The organism is Streptosporangium sp. DT93 (assembly GCF_049844535.1).
Taxonomy (GTDB): Bacteria; Actinomycetota; Actinomycetes; order Streptosporangiales; family Streptosporangiaceae; genus Streptosporangium.
Genome location: NZ_JBNCLF010000010.1, coordinates 239,700 through 259,059 on the forward strand (window position 1 = coordinate 239,700; position 19,360 = coordinate 259,059).

The 19,360-nt window shown below is 74.4% G+C and carries 10 protein-coding genes; 5 read left to right on the forward strand and 5 right to left on the reverse strand.

Annotated elements, in window-relative coordinates; all coding sequences use genetic code 11:
* The first annotated feature begins 48 nt into the window (after positions 1-48).
* Genes ACLQ2R_RS22585 through ACLQ2R_RS22595 form a run of 3 tightly spaced genes read left to right on the forward strand, consistent with a single transcriptional unit; the run spans position 49 to position 6,280 of the window.
* Complete coding sequence (locus ACLQ2R_RS22585; RefSeq protein WP_425962362.1) at positions 49-288, forward strand: MbtH family protein; 240 nt, start codon at positions 49-51, stop codon at positions 286-288.
* A 56-nt stretch (positions 289-344) separates the two neighbouring features.
* Positions 345-2,843, forward strand: coding sequence for a non-ribosomal peptide synthetase (locus ACLQ2R_RS22590; protein ID WP_425962364.1), 2,499 nt, complete (start codon positions 345-347; stop codon positions 2,841-2,843).
* Positions 2,807-6,280 (forward strand): condensation domain-containing protein, encoded by a 3,474-nt coding sequence (locus ACLQ2R_RS22595; protein WP_425962366.1) that lies wholly within the window; start codon positions 2,807-2,809, stop codon positions 6,278-6,280. The genes ACLQ2R_RS22590 and ACLQ2R_RS22595 overlap by 37 nt, the downstream gene beginning before the upstream one ends.
* Positions 6,281-6,421: 141 nt before the next feature.
* On the opposite strand, the gene ACLQ2R_RS22600 is transcribed toward ACLQ2R_RS22595, so the two are convergent.
* The 3 genes from ACLQ2R_RS22600 to ACLQ2R_RS22610 form a co-directional block, all read right to left on the reverse strand.
* A complete protein-coding gene (locus tag ACLQ2R_RS22600; RefSeq protein WP_425962367.1) occupies positions 6,422-7,432 on the reverse strand; it encodes a class I SAM-dependent methyltransferase in 1,011 nt (336 codons plus the stop codon).
* Positions 7,429-7,860, reverse strand: coding sequence for a VOC family protein (locus tag ACLQ2R_RS22605; RefSeq protein WP_425962368.1), 432 nt, complete (start codon positions 7,858-7,860; stop codon positions 7,429-7,431). Before ACLQ2R_RS22605 ends, ACLQ2R_RS22600 begins: the two co-directional genes overlap by 4 nt.
* Positions 7,861-8,054: 194 nt before the next feature.
* The gene (locus tag ACLQ2R_RS22610) at positions 8,055-8,819 is read right to left on the reverse strand and encodes an SDR family NAD(P)-dependent oxidoreductase (protein WP_425962369.1); all 765 of its coding nucleotides are present in this window, start codon (positions 8,817-8,819) and stop codon (positions 8,055-8,057) included.
* A 112-nt stretch (positions 8,820-8,931) separates the two neighbouring features.
* On the opposite strand from ACLQ2R_RS22610, the gene ACLQ2R_RS22615 reads away from it, so the two are divergent.
* Positions 8,932-11,829: a condensation domain-containing protein gene (locus ACLQ2R_RS22615; protein WP_425962370.1), complete on the forward strand. Its 2,898-nt coding sequence runs from the start codon at positions 8,932-8,934 to the stop codon at positions 11,827-11,829.
* Positions 11,826-13,037, forward strand: a complete 1,212-nt coding sequence (locus ACLQ2R_RS22620) for an acyltransferase family protein (RefSeq protein ID WP_425962372.1) — start codon at positions 11,826-11,828, stop codon at positions 13,035-13,037. The genes ACLQ2R_RS22615 and ACLQ2R_RS22620 overlap by 4 nt, the downstream gene beginning before the upstream one ends.
* A 205-nt stretch (positions 13,038-13,242) precedes the next feature.
* Here ACLQ2R_RS22620 and ACLQ2R_RS22625 read toward each other — a convergent pair whose 3' ends face one another.
* Entirely contained in the window at positions 13,243-16,770 is a 3,528-nt protein-coding gene (locus ACLQ2R_RS22625) for a non-ribosomal peptide synthetase (RefSeq protein ID WP_425962373.1), read from the reverse strand.
* Positions 16,767-19,301: a S9 family peptidase gene (locus ACLQ2R_RS22630; protein ID WP_425962374.1), complete on the reverse strand. Its 2,535-nt coding sequence runs from the start codon at positions 19,299-19,301 to the stop codon at positions 16,767-16,769. Before ACLQ2R_RS22630 ends, ACLQ2R_RS22625 begins: the two co-directional genes overlap by 4 nt.
* Positions 19,302-19,360: the final 59 nt, after the last annotated feature.

The following is a 19,360-nucleotide window of genomic DNA, read 5'->3' on the forward strand; positions in this document are numbered from 1 at the left end:
TTCGTAGGTGCGCTGTTGCGAATGACGAATGACGCGAAGGAGATTCCGATGGCCGAGTCAGCCGGACAAGCCGGGTCCGCCGGGTCCGCCGGGTCCGCCGGATACACGGTGGTGTGCAATCACGAGGAGCAGTACTCCATCTGGTGGACCGATCGTGACATTCCCGAGGGCTGGCGGAGTGTCGGCCACAGCGGCACCCGCGAGGAGTGCCTGGCCCACATCGAAGAGGTCTGGACGGACATGCGTCCCCTGAGCCTGCGCCGCCAGATGGACGGCGAGCGGTCCTGACCCGCCAGAGCACCGACGAACGGTCCCGGAGGAACGGGCCCCCTAAGGAGGAGCCGATGGACACGATCCAGGAGCACGACGCGCGCCTGGTCGTCGAGGAGTGGAACCGCACCGAGCTGGCCGACGAGCCGGCGACCGTCGTCGAACGGTTCGCCGCCCAGGTCGCCAGGTCGCCCGCCGCCACGGCGCTGACGGACGAGGAGGGCACGGCCCTCACCTACGACGAGGTCCGCCGCGCGGCCAACCGCCTGGCCGGGCACCTGCTCGGCCTGGGCCTGCGCCGCGAGGACCGCTGCGCCATCTACCAGCGCCGCTCGGCGAGCATGGTCGTGTCCATGTTCGGCACGCTCGCCGCCGGGGGCGCGTACGTCCCGGTCGACGAGGGAAACCCGCCCGAGCGGCTGGAGGCGATCCTGCGCGACGCCGGCACCGCGGTGGTGCTGGCCGACTCCACCACCGAGGCCGACGTGCCGCCCGGCCCGTGGTTCGTGGTCAACGTCGACCGCCATCCGGGAAGCGACGAGAGCGACCCCGGGGTGCCGCTGCACCCGGCCAACCTGGCCTACGTCATGTACACCTCCGGCAGCACCGGGATGCCCAAGGGCGTCCTCATCGAGCACCGCGCGGTCACCGCGTTCGTCCGCGGCGCCCAGCACCTGTACGGGCTCTCGCCGCGCGACCGCTTCGTGCAGTTCTCCTCGATCGCCTTCGACGTCTCCACCTTCGACGCCTTCGGGGCGCTGCTGTCGGGGGCGGCCCTGCACGTCGCCTCCACCGAGACCCGCACCTCGTCCGAGCGCTTCCGCGACCTGCTGCGCGAGCGGCGGATCTCCGTCTACATGGGCACCCCGGGCATGCTGCGGCTGCTGGAGCCGGGCGACTTCCCCGACCTGCGGGTCCTGGCCGTCGGCGGCGAGAGCTACTCGGGGGAGTTCACCACCCGCTGGGCGGCCGGACGCAGGTTCGTCAACAGCTACGGCCCCACCGAGACCACCGTCGGCGTCATCACCCAGGAGTGCGAGGGCGACTGGGACACCTCGCCGCCCATCGGCCGCGCGATGCCCAACCACCGGGCGTACGCGCTGGACGAGAGGATGCGCCCGGTCCCGATCGGCACGGTCGGCGAGCTCTACGTCGGCGGCCCCGGACTCGGGCGCGGCTATCTGGGCCGGCCCGGGACGAGCGCGCTCTCCTTCGTGCCCGACCCCTTCGCCGCCACGCCCGGCGAGCGGCTCTACCGCACCGGTGACCTGGTGCGCTGGACCCCCGAGGGCGAGCTGGTCTTCGCCGGGCGGGCCGACCGGCAGGTCAAGGTCCGCGGCGTCCGCGTCGAGCTGGAGGAGATCGAGGCGGCCCTGTGCCGTCATCCGGCGATCGCGCACGCGGTGGTCGAGGCGGAGGCGCTCGGCGACGGCGACGCCCGCCTGATCGCCTACGTCGTGTCCACCACCACCGAACCGCCCGCGGTGGCCGAGCTGCGCGAGACCGCGGGCCGGTGGCTGACGGCCCCGCTGGTGCCCAACGAGTTCGTCCACGTGCCCGAGATCCCGCTCACCCCGGCAGGGAAGGCCGACCGCGACGCCCTGGCCGAGGCCAGGACGGAACGCGCGGGAACCGGGACCCCGGACGCGACCGGCACGACCGGCACGAGCGGCACGGCCGGCACGAGCGGCGCGGCCGACGACGCCGAGTGGACGCCGACCAGGCGCAGGGTCGCCGAGGAGATCGTGCGCCCGCTGCTGGAGGTGGACTCCATCGGCCCGCACGACCACTTCTTCGAGATGGGCGGCACCAGCATCCAGGTCATCCAGCTCCTCGGCCGGGTGCGCACGACCTTCGGCATCGAGGTGCCGGTCGCCGAGTTCTTCGACCGGCCCACCGTCGCCGGGGTCGCGGACGCCGTCGACTCCGAGGTCCGCTCCGACATCAAGGACATCGTCCGCGAGGGCTGGGACGACATCGCAGGACGCTACGCCTCCTTCCAGTCGGAGTTCTCCGACGCCCCCCGCATGACGTGGACGAACACCCTGCTGGGGATGCTCCCCGAGCGGGGCGCCTCCGTGCTGGAGCTGGGCGTCGGCGGCGGGCACGAGTCGTCGCGCCTGGTGGCCGAGGCGCACGACCTCACCGCCGTCGACATCTCCGCCGAGCAGCTCAGGCTCGCCGGGGAGACCCTGCCCGGCGCGACGCTCGTGCAGGCCGACATGGCCGAGGCGGAGTTCCCCGAGGCCTCCTTCGACGCCGTCGTGTCCATCTACACCCTCACCCACCTGCCGCGCGAGGAGCTGCCCGCGCTGCTGGGCGGCATCGCCCGCTGGCTGAGGCCGGGCGGCCTGCTGCTGGCCACGCTGATGACCGAGGACATCCCCGGCGCCGTGGAGGAGTGGTTCGGCTCGACCATGTTCTTCTCCGGCTTCCCCACCGAGGAGAACCTGCGCCTGCTGCGCGAGGCGGGCCTGGCCCCCGAGCGCGACGAGGTCGTGGCGCAGCGCACGCCACTGGGGGAGTCGCGCTTCCTGTGGGTGATCGCCAGGAGGACGGAGGCGCCGTCGTGACCGGCCTGCCCGTGCGCACGGCCCCGCTGTCCTACCTCCAGGAGCAGCTCTGGTTCGTCGAGCAGGACGACCCGGGCAACGGCTCGTACAACGAGCTGAAGGTCCTGGTGCTGGACGGGACGCTCGAGGCCGCCCGGCTCGCGCGGGCACTGGAGCGGGTGGTGGCGCGGCACGACGTGCTGCGCACCACCTTCGTCTACCAGGGCAGCGACCCGGTCCAGGCCGTCCGGCAGGACGGCCCGGTGCTGCGGGAGGCGTCCGTCGGCGGCGAGCAGGCGCTCATGGAGTACGCCCGCGAGGTCGCCGAGGCCCCCTACGACCTGGCCGCGGGACCGCTGCTGCGCGTCTCGCTCGTCACGCTGGGCTCCGGGCGGCAGGCGCTCGTGCTCGGCGTGCACCACATCATCAGCGACGGGTTCTCGATGAACCTGCTGCTGGAGGAGCTGGACGCCGCCTACCGGGGCGAGCCGCCGGGCGAGCCTCCCGCCCAGTACGGCGACTTCGCCCGCTGGCAGCGCGACCAGTTCGCCGGCGGGCGCCTGGCCGCCGACGTCGACCACTGGCGCGAGGTGCTCGACGGCGCGCCCACCGTGCTGGAACTGCCCGCCGACCGGCCCAGGCCGAGGCGGCGGGGCAGCGCCGGCAGGCGCGAGAGCTTCCCGCTCGCGCCCGAGCTGACCGGCCCGCTCGGCGAGGTCGCCGAGCGGGTCGGCGGCACCCTGTTCACCGTGCTGCTGTCGGCCTTCACCGCGACCCTCTACCGCTACACCGGCCGCGGCGACATGGTGCTGGGCACCGGCGCGCCCGGCCGTCCCGGGCGCGAGTTCGACCGCACCCTCGGCTTCTTCGCCAACATCGTCCCCGTACGGCTCCGCCCGGCGGGCGACCTGCCCTTCACCGAGCTGGCCGACGCGGTCAGCGAGGCGGCCTTCGACGCCTTCGACCACCAGTACGTCCCGTTCGAGAAGCTGGTGGAGTTCCTGCAGCCCGAGCGCGACGCCGGGCACACCCCGCTCGTGCAGGTCGTCTTCACCATGTGGGACGCCGGCGCGGCCGAGCGCTCCGTCGGCGGCGTGCCCGCCACCGAGGCCGAGGCGACCCGCGGCCGGTCCCGCTTCGACGTCGCGGTGGAGGCCGTGCGGCGCGGCGACCGGGTCGACTTCTTCGTCGAGTACGACGACGCCCTGTTCGACGAGGCCACGATCGCCCGCGTGATGCGCCACTACGACCGGGTGCTGCGGGCGGTCGCCGAGGCCCCCTCCACAACCCTGTCGGAGATCCCGATGATCTCTCCGGAGGAGCTGGCCACCCTCACCCAGGGCGACGTGACCGTGGTCGACCACGACGGCAACGTGCTCCCCGCCGGGGCCGTCGGCCAGCTCGTCCGCCACGGGACCCCGGGCCCGACCGGCCGCCTGGCGACCCGCAGGCCCGACGGGCGGGTGGTCGAGCGCGGACGCGAGGACCGGCTCGTCGGCCTCGGCTCCTTCCAGGTACAGCTGGAGGACGTCGAGGAGGCCCTGCGCGCCCACCCGGCCGTGCGCGACGCCGCCGTCGTGGCGGTCGAGGGCGCCGCCGGGCGCGAGCTCGTCGCCTACGCCGTCGCCGGTGAGTCGCAGGCCGGGGAGCTGCGCGCGACCCTGGTCGAGCGGCTGCCGCAGTACATGGTGCCCGCCGTCGTCGTACCGGTGGACCGCATCCCGCGCGGCGAGGACGGGCGGGTCAGGACCGGCCTGCTGCCCGACGCGGGCGAGCGCGACGAGCGCGACGAGCTGCCCGCCCTGGAGGCGGCGCTCTGCGTCATCTGGGCGCGCGTCATGAACCTCGACGCCGTGGAGCCCGACGACGACTTCTTCGCCCTGGGCGGCCACTCGATGCTGGCGGCCCGGCTGGTGCGCGAGATCGCCTCCGTGCTCGCCGTGCGCGTCCCGCTGATGGCCCTGTTCGAGCACTGCACGCCCGCCGACCTGGCCGACTACATGGCCGCCAAGCACCCCGCGCTTGAGCGCACCCTCGCCGACGCCGGGCAGGCCGGCCGCGCCTCCGCCCCCGCCCCGGGAAAGACCGGGCGGTCCGGGGAGATCGGGGCGGCCGGGCACGGGGACGGCGGCACCGAGGGTGGGGACGCGGGGGAGTCCGCCACCAGCGCCCTGTCCACCGCGCAGCTCCAGATCTGGATCAACGAGCAGCTCGCGGGCGGCGACGCCCGCGACTTCATCGCCGCGGTCACCTACCGGGTGCGCGGCCCGCTCGACGTGGACGCGCTGCGCGGCGCGTTCGACACGCTGGTCGCCCGGCACGACAACCTCCGCGCCCGCGTGGCGCTCGTGGGCGACGTGCCGGTGCTGCGCTTCGACCCGGGCGTGCGCGTCGAGCTTCCCGTCGAGGACCTCGCCGACCTGCCCGAGGACGAACGCGAACCGGAGGCCGCCCGCCGCGCCGCGCGCGACGCCGACGCCGGCTTCGACCTGTCCGTCGCGCCGCTCGTGCGGGCCGTCCTCTACCGGCTCGGCGACGACGACCACGTCCTGGCCCTCGTCCAGCACCACCTGGTCACCGACGGGGTGTCGATCGGCCTGCTCGTGGGCGAGCTGGGCCGGCTGTACTCCGACCGGGACGCCGCGCCCGCCGCGCCGCACCTGCGCTTCGCCGACTACGTGGCCTGGGAGCAGGCATGGCTCGGCGGCCCGGAGGCCGCGGCGTCGGAACGGTTCTGGCGCGAGCGGCTGCGCGGCGCGCCCGAGCTGGTCCTGCCCAGGACGCGGGAGGGCCGCCGCGAGAGCCGCGACACCGAGATGATCGCCCACCGTCTGCCGCCCGCCGAGTCGCGGCGGCTGCTCGCGCTGGCACGCCAGAGCAGGGCCACCCCCTACATGCTGGTGACGGCGGCGTTCGCGGCGATGCTGGCGCAGTGGAGCGGCCAGGACGACGTGGTCATCGGCACCACCGTCGACAACCGGCCGCTGCCGGGCCTGGAGGGCGTGGTCGGCTGCTTCGTCAACATGGTGGCGCTGCGCCTCGACTGCGGCGGCGACCCCACCTTCGCCGAGCTGACCGGGCGGGTGCGCAGGACCGTGCTGGAGGCGTACGCGCACCAGAGCACCCCGTTCAACGAGGTGGTGCGGGCGATGGGGATCCACCCCGACCCGCGCAGGATGCCGCTGTTCCAGGTGACCTCCGACTGGGCGGGCGACGGGCCCGCTATCCCGGACCTGACCGGGTGCGAGGTGGGCTTCGACTACGTCCACACCAGGGCCAACCGCTACGAGCTGGAGATGTACGCCGGGATGGCCGGGGAGCGGGTCGTGCTCGACCTGGAGTACGCGATCGAGCTGTGGGACCGTGCGGAGGCCGAGGAGCGGCTCGCCCGGGTGGCCGCGCTGCTCACCCGTGCCGTGGCCGACCCGGACACCAGGCTCTCGGAACTGCTCACCTGACACGACGCGACGAGACGGCCTCCCCGGGCGGGGAGGCCGTCTCGTCGTGCCGTGTCCTTCGAAGTCCGGGGGATCGGCTGTGAAGTCTCCTGGGGGATCGGCGCGTCCGGGCCGGGGGAGGCCGGCCCGGACGCGGGCCGGTCACCCGCCGGTTCCGCCGGGCGTGGCCGTTCCGTTCCTCAGGAGCACGTTGCCCGCGATCCTGGGCTCGCACGACTCCTCCGCGCCCGGGGTCCCGGCCACGACGGTGAAGCCGGTCGGCGCCAGCCGCAGCTCCATGACCGCGGCGCGCTCGGCGACGGGCAGCGCGGCGTAGCGCGCCAGCAGGTCCTCGTCGTCGAACAGGTCGGCGTCCGACAGGAACACCGGGGAGGAGGGGTGGCGGCGGCCCAGGTCCAGGATCTTGCCGCCGCCGTCCCAGTTGACGCCGTTCAGCGCGAACCAGCCGATGCCGTCGAGGTCCTCGAACAGGCGGGCCGCGTCGCCGAAGCGGTGGGTGCGCATGACCGGGTGCAGGTAGGCGTCGGCGTCCAGCACGTCCTGGTCGCGCGGGTCGCCCGTCGCCGACGAGTGGGTGCCGTAGCGGCCCGCCGACCGGCCGAACCCCAGCCGGTGCACCACCGACAGGCCCTCCTCGCCGGTGTCGCCGCCCGACAGCAGCCGCACCAGCTCGCGGTCGATCAGCCGCTGGTGCTCGCCGAAGCTGTGGAACAGCCACAGGTACATCAGCCCGCCGGGCGCCAGCCGTTCGGCCAGCCAGGCCAGGCCGGCGCGGGGGTCGTCGAGGCAGTGCAGCACCCCGGTCATCACGATCAGGTCGTAGGGCCCCTCGAACCCGTCCCCGCCGATGGCGCCCCGCTCCAGCTCCACGTTGGTCAGCCTGTTGCGGTCGCGCAGCTCACGGGCCACGTCGAGCGACGACTGCGACAGGTCCATCCCGGTGAAGCTCGCCCCGGGGTACTGCGAGGCCAGGCCGAGCAGCTGGTGGCCGGTGCCGCACCCGGCGTCCAGCACCCGCCTGCCCTCCAGGGTCTTGTCCCTGACGGCCATGCCGATGCCGAGCGCCAGGTCGAGGATCAGGTCGTCGCCGACGGTCAGGGAGGGGCAGGGGTAGCGCTCGTACAGCTCCCTGACCTGCTCGACGGCGCTCACGGGGTGTCTATCTCTTCGTACGGGATCTCCTCGACCCGGCGCGCGAAGACCCAGTGGTGGCCCTCGATGTCCTCGGTGGTGTAGTTGCGGTCGCCGTAGAAGCGGGTGTCGGGCTTGTCGCGGATCACCGCTCCGGCGGCCCTGGCGCGCTCGTAGTGCTCGTCCACGTCGTCGACGAACACGTACAGGCTCTGGCGCAGCTCGCCCTCGCCCTGCGGCCGGTGCTGGTGGCCGTCGCCGGTCCCGGCCAGCTGCACGACGCCCTCGCCGAACGACAGCTCGGCGTGGACGACGGCCCCGTCGTCGTCGTTCAGCACCTTGCGCTTTTCGAATCCGTACGCCTCGATGAGCCATTCGATGGCCTTGCCGAGGTCGGCGTAGAAGAGGACCGGGGTGATTCTCGGCATTCCGTCGGGTGGGGTGAGCATTTCTTCATCTCCCTCGATCGGTGACCTTGGAAACGTACGGGACGCTACTCGCATCCCGCCGGCGAGATGTCGGGGCGTTCTTGGATCCGGTGTTCTGCTCGGACGTTCCGCGCTCAAACGTCCGGCGGTTCTTCCGCGCCTTCCGCGGAGACCTCGCTCACGGGTTGAACAGGCGATTCCCTCATATGTCCCCCTCATTTCCTCGGCAGGCGCAGGCCGCCGTCCAGCCGGACGACCGCTGCGTTGAGGTAGCCCAGCTCGCACACGGCGCGGACCGCGCGGGCGAACTCCGCGGGCTCCCCGAGCCGGGGCGGGAAGACGATCTGCCGCTCCATCGAGCGCCGGAACTCCGGGGGGATCGCCGCGAACAGCGGGGTGTCGAACAGGCCGGGCGACAGCGCGCAGACCCGCACGCCGATCGAGGCGAGGTCGCGGGCGGCCGGCAGGGTCAGCGCCGCGACCGCGCCCTTGGAGGCGGCGTAGGCGACCTGACCTGCCTGGCCGTCCTCCGCGGCGGCCGAGGAGGTGTTGACGACCACGCCGCGCTCGCCGCCGTCCAGCGGGTCGGTCACGGCCATCGCGGCGGCGGCCAGGCGCATCACGTTGAACGTGCCGACCACGTTGACGGCCAGCGCCCGCTCGAAGGTCTCCAGGTCGTGCGGGCGCCCGTCCAGGCCGACCGTGCCCGCGGCGGGCGCGATCCCCGCGCAGCTCACCGCCACGCGCAACGGCCCCGCGACCTCCGCGGCGACCCGCACGGCGTGCTCGACCGACTCCGCGCGGGTCACGTCGGTCTCGACGAACGTGCCGCCCGTCTCGGCGGCCACCTTCTCGCCCGTACGGGCGTCGAGGTCGGCCACGACCACGTGCGCCCCGGCCCCGGCCAGCTCGCGCGCGGTCGCCGCGCCCAGTCCTCCGCCGGCCCCGGAGACCAGCGCTGTCACCCCTCGCAGCTCCATACCTGTTTCGCCGCCTTCGCGCAATAGAGAACAAATGCCTTCACTTATTCAGACATATCCTGACGCAAAATTATGCATTCACGCTGCACCCCACAGACGTGAGGAAACGACGATGACGATTTCCAAGAGCGCGGACAATGTGCACGACCTGATCGCCCGACGGCGGCGCGAGCGGGACCGCATCCCGCGACACGACGTTCCCGCCTCGGGGACACCGGTCTCCTCCACCCAGGAACGCATCTGGTTCGGCGAGAAGTTCAACCCGGGATTCGGGTTCTACCACGTGCCCGCCACCCTGCGCCTGCGCGGACCCCTTGACGCCGCAGCCCTCGACCGGGCGTTGTGCGAGGTGATCAGGCGCCACGAGATCCTGCGCTCCACCGTCGAGGAGATCGACGGCATGCCCGTGCAGCGCGCCGGAGACGCGCCCGCCACCGTGCTGCGCTCCGTCGACCTGACCGGCGAGCCCGACCCCGAGGCCGAGGCCGCGCGGACGGCCGCCGACGACATCCTGGCGCCGTTCGACCTGCGGCACGGGCCGCTGTACCGGGCCCTGCTGCTCCGCCTGGGACCCGACGACCACGTCCTCGTGCTGACCTTCCACCACATCGTCTTCGACGACCCGTCCTTCGGCATCGTCGGACGCGAGGTCCAGGCCTTCTACACCGGGTCGGCGAGCCCGCCCGAACCGGGCCTGCAGTACACCGACTTCTCCCTGTGGCAGCGCGAGCGGCTGCGCACCGAGGAGGTGCGCTCCCGCCTGGTCGACTACTGGCGGCGCACCCTCGACGGCGTGCCCCGCCTGCTCGACCTGCCCTCCGACCGGCCCCGCCCGCCCCACCGGAGCCGCGCGGGCCGCTTCCACCGCTCCCGCCTGCCCGGCGACGTCGTCACGGCCGTGCGCGCCGTGGCGCGCGAGGAGGGCACCACCCCGTTCACGGTGCTGCTGGCCGTCTACGGCGTGCTGCTGTCGCGCCACGCCGACCAGGCCGACATCGTCACCGCCGTCCCCGCCGCGGGCCGCATCCGGCCCGAGCTGGAGGAACTCGTCGGCTGCTTCATCAACATCATCTGCCTGCGTCTCGACCTGCGCGGGGAGCCCACCTTCCGCGAGCTGCTGCGCCGCGTGCGCCACGCCTCCGTCGAGGGACGCGACCACGAGGAGATGCCCTTCGAGGAACTGGTGCGCGAGCTGCACCCGCAGCGGCCGCAGAGCCACACGCCGCTGTTCCAGGCCGGGCTCGGGGTGCGCGACAACGACGGCGTCTTCCTGGACCTGCCGGGCGTGCGCGCCTCGGAGTTCGTCCCCGACGTCGAGGTGTCGCACTTCGACCTCATGGTCGACTTCAGCGTCGACGGCGACGGCATGGCGGGCCTGTGGGGCTACAACGACGACCTGTTCGACCCCGCCTCGATCGAGGTGATCGCCGAGCAGTTCACGCTCCTGGTCACCGAGGCCTGCGCCCACCCCGACCGGCCCGTCATCGACCTGCCCCTGCCCGCCGCCCCGCGCCTCCCCGCACCGGAGCCCGCCGCCGAGGGGCCCGGCACCGAGGGACCCGCCGCCGCCCTGGCCGAGCGGGTACGCCTCGCGCCGGACGCGCCCGCCGTCACCTCCCCGCAGGGCACGCTCACCTACGCCGAGCTCGACGCGCGCGCCGAGGCCCTGGCGCCCGCCGTGCGGATGGGCGCCGAGGCGCCGTCGGCCGACAGCCCCGACCCGGTGGTGTGGTGGTACGCCCACCTCAAGGTGAACCCCTCCGAAGCCGTTCCCGGAACCGTCCCGCGAGCCGCGGCCGTTCCCGGAGCCGTCCCCGAAGCCCGCTCCGGCGGTGCTCGCGGCGAGGCCCCCGACGGTGTCCCCGGCGGTGTCCCCGACGGTGCCGCGCCGGTCGCGGACCTGGCCTCGCGGATCGGCCTGGGCGCCGCCGACACCGTGCTGACCCTCGCCCCGCCCTCCTCGGCCGCCTTCCACCAGGCCGTACTGCTGGCCCTGACGCACGGCGCGCACCTGGTGACCGCGCCGCCCGAGGCCGCCCGCGACGCCGGACGCCTGGCGTCCCTCGCCGGGAACGCCACCGTCGTGCACGCCCCGCCGCCCGCCTGGCGGACGCTGCTGGAGCACGACGGCCTGCCCGGGGACCGCCCGTTCACCGCGCTGTGCGACGCCGCCACCCCCGCCGGTCTCGCCGGGGAACTGGCCGCGAGGGTCCCCACCTGGACCCTGTACGGCGAGCGCTGGGCCGCGGCCCGCCGCGTCGACCCGCTGGCCGAGCCCCGCAGGGGCGTGCCCCTCGGGGAACCGCTGGCCGGCGTCGCCGTCGAGGTCACCGACCGCGCGGGACGGCCCGCCGCGATCGGCGTACCCGGAGAGATCCACGTCGGCGGCGGCGCCACGGGAGACCGCGGCCGCACCCTGGCCGACGGCTCGGTGGAACTGCTCGGCCGCTTCGGCCGGATCTTCACCGTCGGCGGGTTCCGCGTGGACACCGACGAGGTGGCCCGCTCGCTGGCCGACCGGCCCGGCGTCACCGAGGCCGCCGTGGACGTGCGCCACGAGCGGCTCGCCGCCTACGTCGCCGGGCAGGACATCGACCCGGCGACGCTCACCGCCCACCTGCCCGAGTACCAGGTGCCGGGCTCCGTGACCGTCCTGGACGCCCTGCCCAGGACCGCGGCCGGCGACGTCGCCCACGAGGAGCTGCCCGACCCCGAGGCCCCCGGAGACGACGGCGATCACGTGCCCGTCGCGGGCGGCACCGAGGAGGCCGTCGCGGGCATCTGGCGCGAGCTGCTCGGCGTGGAGGAGATCGGCGCCTCCGACGGCTTCCTCGACCTCGGCGGCCACTCGCTCACCCTGGCGCGGCTGAGCCTGCGCTACGAGGTGGCGTTCGGCGTCGAGGTGGAGCTCCCCGACCTGCTGCGTCACGCGACCGTCCGCCGCCAGGCGGCACTCATCGACGAGCGCCGCGCGGAGGCCGGCCTCACCGGAAAGGAGACGGCGTCATGACATCGGCGCTGACCAGGTCCTCGGCGGCCACGATCGAGGGACCGCCGAGGACGCGGCTGGAGTCACTGACCGGGCTGAGGTGGTTCGCCGCGTTCGGCGTGTTCTTCAGCCACGTCGCGATCCTGCTGCCCCTGCCCTACCTCAACGAGCTGTTCATCCTCGGCACGGCCGGGGTGACGTTCTTCTTCGTCCTGTCCGGCTACGTGCTGACCTGGACGTTCTTCGACAACGACACCGCCCCGAAGTTCTACTGGCGCCGCTTCGCCAGGATCTGGCCGTCGCTGCTCATCACCACCGTCGCGGCGGTCGCGCTGCTCGTCGGCGGCCAGCTGTGGCCCACCGAGGGCGGCACCGCGCTGGTGTGGTGGACGGTCGCGACGCTGCTCATGGTGCAGGCGTGGTTCCCGTCGTCGTTCCAGAGCGACGCCGTGCCGCACACCGTCTCCTGGTCCCTGTCGTGCGAGGCGTTCTTCTACGCGGTCTTCCCCTTCGTGGTGCGCCCGATCGTGCGGCGCACGCTGCGCCAGATGGTGATGATCGCCGCCGCGCTCATCGCGGTCAGCATCGGCACGCGCGTGTGGCTCTGGCTGGCCAACCCGCAGCTCACGGGGGAGAACTGGTTCACCTCCGACCTGTACTACTTCGCCACCCACTCGCCGATCTCGCGGGTCAGCGAGTTCGTGCTGGGCATCGTGATCGCCGCCGCGGTGCGCCGTGGCTGGCGCTGCCCGGTGGGCCTGCGTACGGCGACCGCCGTCACGGTCGGCTACTTCGCGGCGCTGTGGGCCTGGTCGTGGTCGGGCGTCTGGCCGACCGCGCTGGCCGAGACCGCCAACCGGGGCAGCATCGTGGTGTTCGCGCTGCTCATCGCCGCGGCGGCGACCAACGACCTGGCCGGCCGGCGCAGCCTGCTGAGCTCCCGCCCGATGGTGGCGCTCGGCCAGTGGTCCTACGCCTTCTACCTGATCCACTTCCTGGTGCTCTTCCCCATCGCCAAGCACGCCTTCGGGCGTCAGTCGCTCTACGACTTCCCGCAGCCGACCTGGGCGCACCTGCCGCACGTGCTGGCCGGCCTGGTCGTCAGCGTGCTGCTGTCGTGGGGGCTGTACCGGCTGTACGAGTACCCGCTCGAGAAGCGGCTGCGGGCCATGCTCCGCCGCGAGCCCAAGGTCGTCACCCCGTCACCGGGCGCGGAACCCTCCATGTGAGACGGGGTCCCCAGGGGCGGGGGGGGGGGGGGCGCGGGGCGGCCCGCCCGCCCCCCGCCCCCCCCGCCCCCCCCCCCCCCCCCCCCCCCCCCCCCGCCCCCCCCGGCCGGCTCTGGTGGGGGTCCAGCCGACCGGGACCGATGACCCACAGGGACCCGGCCGACCTGGGACCGAGGGATCGTGGGGACCCGGCCGGCGCGGTGGTCTAGGCGCGTTCGCGCAGGGCCGAGGCCAGGTCGGCGGCCGTGGGACGCTCCCACAGCAGGCGGGCCGCGACCGGCCTGCGCAGTTCTTCGCGCAGGCGGCCGAGCAGTGTCACCGCGAGCCGGGAGTCGCCGCCTGACGCGAAGAAGGAGTCGTGCGGGCCGATACGGGGCTCGTCCAGCACCCGCCGGAACGCCTCCAGCACCTCCAGCTCCAGCCGGTCGCGCGGCGCCTCAGGCCGGTTCCCCGCGCGGGCGGCCGAGGAGGCCAGCCGACGACGGTCGATCTTTCCCGCGCTCGTCAGCGGCAGCTCGTCCAGCACGTGCACGGTGCCCGGCACCATGTAGCCGGGCAGCCGTCCGGCCGTCCACGCCCTGGCGTCCTTCGCCGTCACGGGGGCCGGGTCGTGCCCGGACCCGGACCCGGACACGCCCCCGGTTCCGGATCCGGAACCGGAACCGGAGGCGTGTCCGGGCGTGGAGGGTCCCGACGCGGGGGAGAGGGCGGCCACGTAGGCGACCAGTTGCTCGTCCTCCAGCGTCACGGCCGCGTCGTCGACGCCGGGACAGGCCCGCAGCGTCTGCTCGATCTCGCCCAGCTCGATCCGGTAACCGCGATGCTTGACCTGGTGGTCCACCCGGCCGATGAAGTCGAGACGGCCGTCGGGACGCTGCCGCACCAGGTCACCGGTCCGGTAGAGCCGCGCACCGGCCACCGTCGCGGCCGGGCGTTCGCCCGCGGCCGGAAGGGAACGTCCGTCCGGCGACGAAGCGTCCGTCGCCGGCGATGACGACACGCCCGCCGTCGGCGGTGACGACACGTCCGGCGTCGCCGCGGACGGCGCGTCCGGCGCGGTGGGCGCGGGAGAGGCGAGGGGGACGAACCGCTCGGCGGTCAGCGCGGGCCGCCGGTGGTAGCCGCGGGCCACGCCCGCGCCGCCCACGTACAGCTCGCCGGGCACACCCGGCGGCGCGGCCCGTCCGGCGGCGTCCAGCACCAGCGCGTACGCCCCCGCCATGGGCAGCCCGATCGGCGGAACGCCCTCCCCGGGCACGCAGTCGGCCAGGGTGGCGATGACGGTCGCCTCGGTCGGCCCGTAGGCGTTGACCATGCGCCGGCCGGTGCCCCAGCGCTCGACCAGCTCGGGGGTGCACGCCTCACCGCCGGTCACCAGCACCCGCAGGCCGGGCAGCGGGTCGTCACCGGGCAGCGTGGCGATCACCGAGGGGGGCAGCAGCACGGCGTTCACCTCGCGCTCCGACAGGCACCTGCTCAGCGCCCGGCCGACGAGGATGTTCCCCGCCTCCGGCACGCACAGGGTGCCCCCGGAGACCAGCGTGGTGAAGACCTCCCAGACCCAGGCGTCGAAGGTCGGCGGCGCGAACTGCAGCAGCCGCACGCCGGGGCCGACGCCCAGCTCCGGGGCGAGGGACACGACCAGGTTGCACGCGCCGGAATGCTCCAGCAGCACCCCCTTGGGCAGTCCGGTCGACCCCGAGGTGTAGATCATGTACGCGAGGTCGCGCGGTCCGGCGGGCCGCGCCGGGGCGGTCACGGCCGGGTCGCGCCGGTCGAGGTCGAGGCGGCGCCCCCCGCCCTCCGGCAGGCCCTGAAGGATCTCCCCGGTGCTCACCAGCACGGCCGCCGCCGCGTCGGACAGCAGGTACTCCAGCCGGGGGGCCGGCTGGGACGGGTCCAGCGCCAGGAAGGCGCCGCCCGCGTACAGCACCCCGGCCACGACCGTCACCAGCCGGGCCGAGCGCGGCAGGCAGATCGCGGCCACGGTCCCGGGCCCCACCCCCTCGGCGGCCAGCCACCCGGCCAGCTCCCGGGCGCGTTCGTCCAGCTCGCGGTAGGTGAGCCGCCCGTCGTCGCCGTCCACGGCGAGCGCGTCGGGAGTACGTCCCGCCTGGGCGGCGATCAGCGCCGCCAGCGTGGAGCCGGGGGCGTCGAGGTCCACCGCCGGGGGAGGGCCGGGGATCGGGCCCGAGCGGTCGTCGAGCGGCAGGTCGAGCACCGGCCGCCCGGGGGAGCGGGCCATCTCGCCGAGCAGCCGGTTCAGACGGGCGGCCATCAGCGCGACCGTGCCGTGGTCGAAGACGTCGGTGGCGTACGTGAGCGTCGCCCGGAGCCCGTGCCCCTCCCGCGTGCCGTCGCTCCCGGGGGACGACCCGCCGCCTTCCCCCGGCCCGCCGTCACCGCGGGGCCCGGCGCCGTCGTCCGGCGGTCCCGAATGGAGGCGCAGGTCCAGGTCGCAGGCCGCGGGCGCCGGAAGGCCCTCCCGGTCGCCGAGCGGTTCGAGGCGCAGGCCCGCCGCCTCGTGCGCGACGGGAGGGGACACGAGGCCGTACGCCACGTCGAACAGCGCGCCCCGGCTGGGGTCGCGGGGCGGGGCGAGGACGGAGACGATGTCCTGCAACGGCAGCCGGTGCCGCCAGGCGTCGTCGGCGGCCCGCTCCAGGCGGGCGGAGAACGTGGCGAGGTCCGGGTCTGCGGACAGGTCCACGGGCAGGGGGAGGAGGTCGTCCAGCGGTCCCGCCGTGGCGGCGAACGCGCTGGGCTCTCCGCCGTGTTCCCTGCCGGGTTCCCCGCAGTGTCCCCCGCCGGGTTCCGCGCCGAGCGGCCCGGAGAGGCGGCCGGGGGCGCGCATGCCGATCGTGAAGCGTTCCTGGCCCGAGCAGCGTGCCAGCACGACGGCGAACGCCGCGAGCACCGCCAGGGCGGGGGAGCCGGGCCCGGCGGGCACGTTCACCTCGAAGTGGTGCGTCCCACCGGCGCCGGAGCGGCGCCCCGGGCGGGGACGGTCGGTGGCCGGCTCCAGCGGGGGCACGTCCCGTAGCGCCCCGCGCCAGAACTCCCGTTCCCGGGCACCCGGTGCCGTCCCGTCCGGCGCCTTTCCCCCTGGTGCCGCCTCATCCGGTGCCGCTCCGTCCGGGGTCCGTCGGCCGGGTGCCGCTCCGTCCCCGGTCCTGCGGCCGGGTACCTCCCCGTCCGGCGTCCCCCCGCCGCGTGCCCCCGTGCCCGCCGTCCACCCCGCCGGTGTCCTCACGTCGGGCAGGCGGGGGGCGTCACCCTCCACCCGGGACCGGTACAGCTCGGCCAGGTCGGCGGCCAGCACGGCGGCCGAGCCCTCGTCGGCGACGCACGGATGCGTGCGCAGCACCAGCACGTGCTCCTCGGGGCCGAGCGCCAGCAGCGACACGCGGGCCAGCGGCCCCGTCACCAGGTCGAACGGCCTGGCCTCCAGCTCGGCCAGCGCCGCGTCGAGCCGCTCCGCCTGGACCGGCACCGGCCGGGGCGCGGGCAGCCCCCCGGCCGACACCACCGGGCGGGGCCCGTCCCCGCGCGTGGGCAGGGACCAGCGCAGCACCTCGTGCCGCGCCGCCAGGTCACCGAGCGCCGAGCCCAGCGCCTTCTCGTCCAGGGGCCCGGCCAGCCGCAGCCGCAGGGACGTCCCGTCCGGTACGGCGTCGCCGCGGATCCGGTGCTCCAGCCACGCCCGCTCCTGGACGGGGGAGAAGAGCCTCACGGGGTGTCTCCCTTCAGGTTCAGGCGGAGCCAGTCCAGCTCCTGCTCGATCATGCTCCGGAAGTTCGCGGGCGAGACGATCGAGTACGGCATGTGCGCCTCGCCCCAGTAGCTGACCAGCCGCACCTTCTTGGCCTGCCGGGCCAGCGCCGTGTACATCTCCTCGGAGCCGGTGTGGGTCAGGTAGTCACGCTCGCCGTGCAGCATGAGCACCGGCGTCTCGATCTTCCCGGCGTGCAGGAGCGGGCTGTTGCGCACGTACCGCTGCGGGTCCTCCCACGGAGGCTTGCCCAGGCCGAACTCGAACGCCGGGTCCTCGACGTAGGCGGGGGCGAACCACTCCTGCGCGCGCGGTGTGTAGCGGAAGCGGGCGTCGAACACCCCGTAGCTGCTGATCACGTTGGAGAAGCCGGAGATGGCGATCGCCGCGTCGAACCGGTCGGTCTGCGTGACGAGGGAGTGCACGTTGTAGGAGCCGAAGGAGTGCCCCATCACCGCCAGCCGCTTCGGGTCGGCCACCCCCGCGTCGATCGCGGCGTCCACCGCGTTCATGATCGGCTTGGTGGGCCAGGTCATCGGCTCGGCCGCCGCCTTGCCCGTGGGGCGGGGGATGGAGGGGACGAGCACGGCGTAGCCGCGGGCCGTCATGAACTGCAGGGTCAGGTAGCTCGGGTTGTTCACCGTGAACTCCGGCACGTCGTCCAGCGTGGAGACGATCCGGGTGCCGTACACGTTGACGACGAGCGGGTGGCGCTGCCCGTCGCGGTGACCCGGGGGCAGCAGCAGCGCGCCGGTCAGCTTCTCCCCGCCGGCCCCCTTGTAGGTGACGAGCCTGCGCTCGGGGACGGCCACCTGCGCCAGGTGGGCGTTCAGCGACAGGCGCTGGGTGTGGCGCCCGGCGCGGGTGGTCCACAGCGCGGTGCCGCGGTCGCCGCCCGCACCGAAGACCGCGGTGCGGCTCGCCGGGGAGTACCCGGCGACACCGGCCTCGGGGTGGGGGACCGGGAGCGGGGTCAGCACGGGCGAGGAGCCGGGCGTCAGCTCGTACAGGCCGCCCTTGGCGTCGCGCGCCAGCACCACGGGGAAGTCGCGGTCGAGGCGGGGGTTGGCCGGTTCGGCGCCGCCCCGGTCGGTGGGGCGCACGCCGTTGCGCCTGACCCCGTCGTCCAGCGGCCAGGCCAGTTCCGCCAGCGGGGCGGCACTCGTGGCGTTCAGGTCGCGCGCCTGCCCGGTACGCGGGTCGATCAGCCAGGCACGCCCGTCGGCCACGCCCAGCACGCCGCCGGCCACCGGCACCAGCTCCAGCGGCGGCACCTTGAACCGCGAGGTCAGGTCACGCGGCTTCGCGGCCGGGTCCGCCGGGTCGAACGCCCACCAGTCCTGGCGGGCCGCCGGGTCCGCGGCGTCCTTGACCGCCGCGCCGCGCACCAGCGGCGTTCCCGCGCCCCACAGCAGGCCGGTGGCCACCAGCCGGTCGGCGGCCAGCGGGACGGCCTTCCCGCCGGAGGAGGGCACCAGGTAGGCGGTGAACGGGTCGGGCGTCTCGGGGGTGGCCTTGCCGACGGCCAGCAGGCCGGAGCCGTCGGCCGCCCAGCGGGGCTGCACGGTGACCGAGGGACTCGCCACCTCGGTCACCACGCGCGGACGCCCGCCGGAGGCGGAGGCGATCGCGAGCTGCGTGCGCCGCTCCAGGATCCGCTTGAGCCGTCCGGGGCGCGCCGGGGTGGGGCCGAGGTCGTCCACGCGGGCGATGTGCCGCCCGGTCGGGTCGGCCACCAGGTTGCCCGCGGTGTAGGTGCGGGCCGGGCCCGCGGAGGTGATCGCGCCGGTCACGGCGTCGACGATCGCGACCTGCTCGTCCAGCGCGTCCGGGCCGTCGTCCGCGGGGGCGTCGAACACCGTGGCGGTGTCCTCCTTGCCGCGCTCGACCTTGGCCCACTCCTTCGGGGCGACGCGCTGGGCCTCCAGCCACTGCCCGTACTCCAGGGTCCAGCGTCCGGGGTCCACCATCGGGGCGGCGATCCGCCGCGCGTCCAGCCACTGGATCAGGTAGCCGGAGGCGTTCGTCATCGTCTGCACCCCGCGCGGGGTCAGCTTGCGGATCTCGCCCGTCGCACGGTTCCAGACGTGCAGGAACACGTCGTCGCCGCCGCGGGTGGAGGCGAAGGCCAGCATGCGCCCGTCGGGCGACCACACCGGGTTGTAGTGGCCGGTGCCGTCCTTGACGCCGTGCGTCACGTCACGGGCCGGTCCCTCGCCGTCCGCGACCCAGATGTCGGCGCGCTCGTTTCCGTCGACAAATGACGCGCCATATCTGCTCGACTCGCCCGGTCCGCGTTTCACGACGACCGCGACGGCTTTACCGTCCGGAGAGGGGACGACCTGGCCGAGTTTCTTCGTGGCCATGAAGTCCTGCATCGTGAACGGTCTCGCGGCCTGCACCGCGACAGGCCGCTCCACCGGCGGAGAGGAGCCTCCCACCAGGGCGGAGGCCGTGAGCAGTGACAGGGTGAGCTTGACACGTAGAACCATGGGAGGACGATAACCACGTCACCGGAAACGCGAAAAAGCACCCGGGCGAAGGTCCGGGA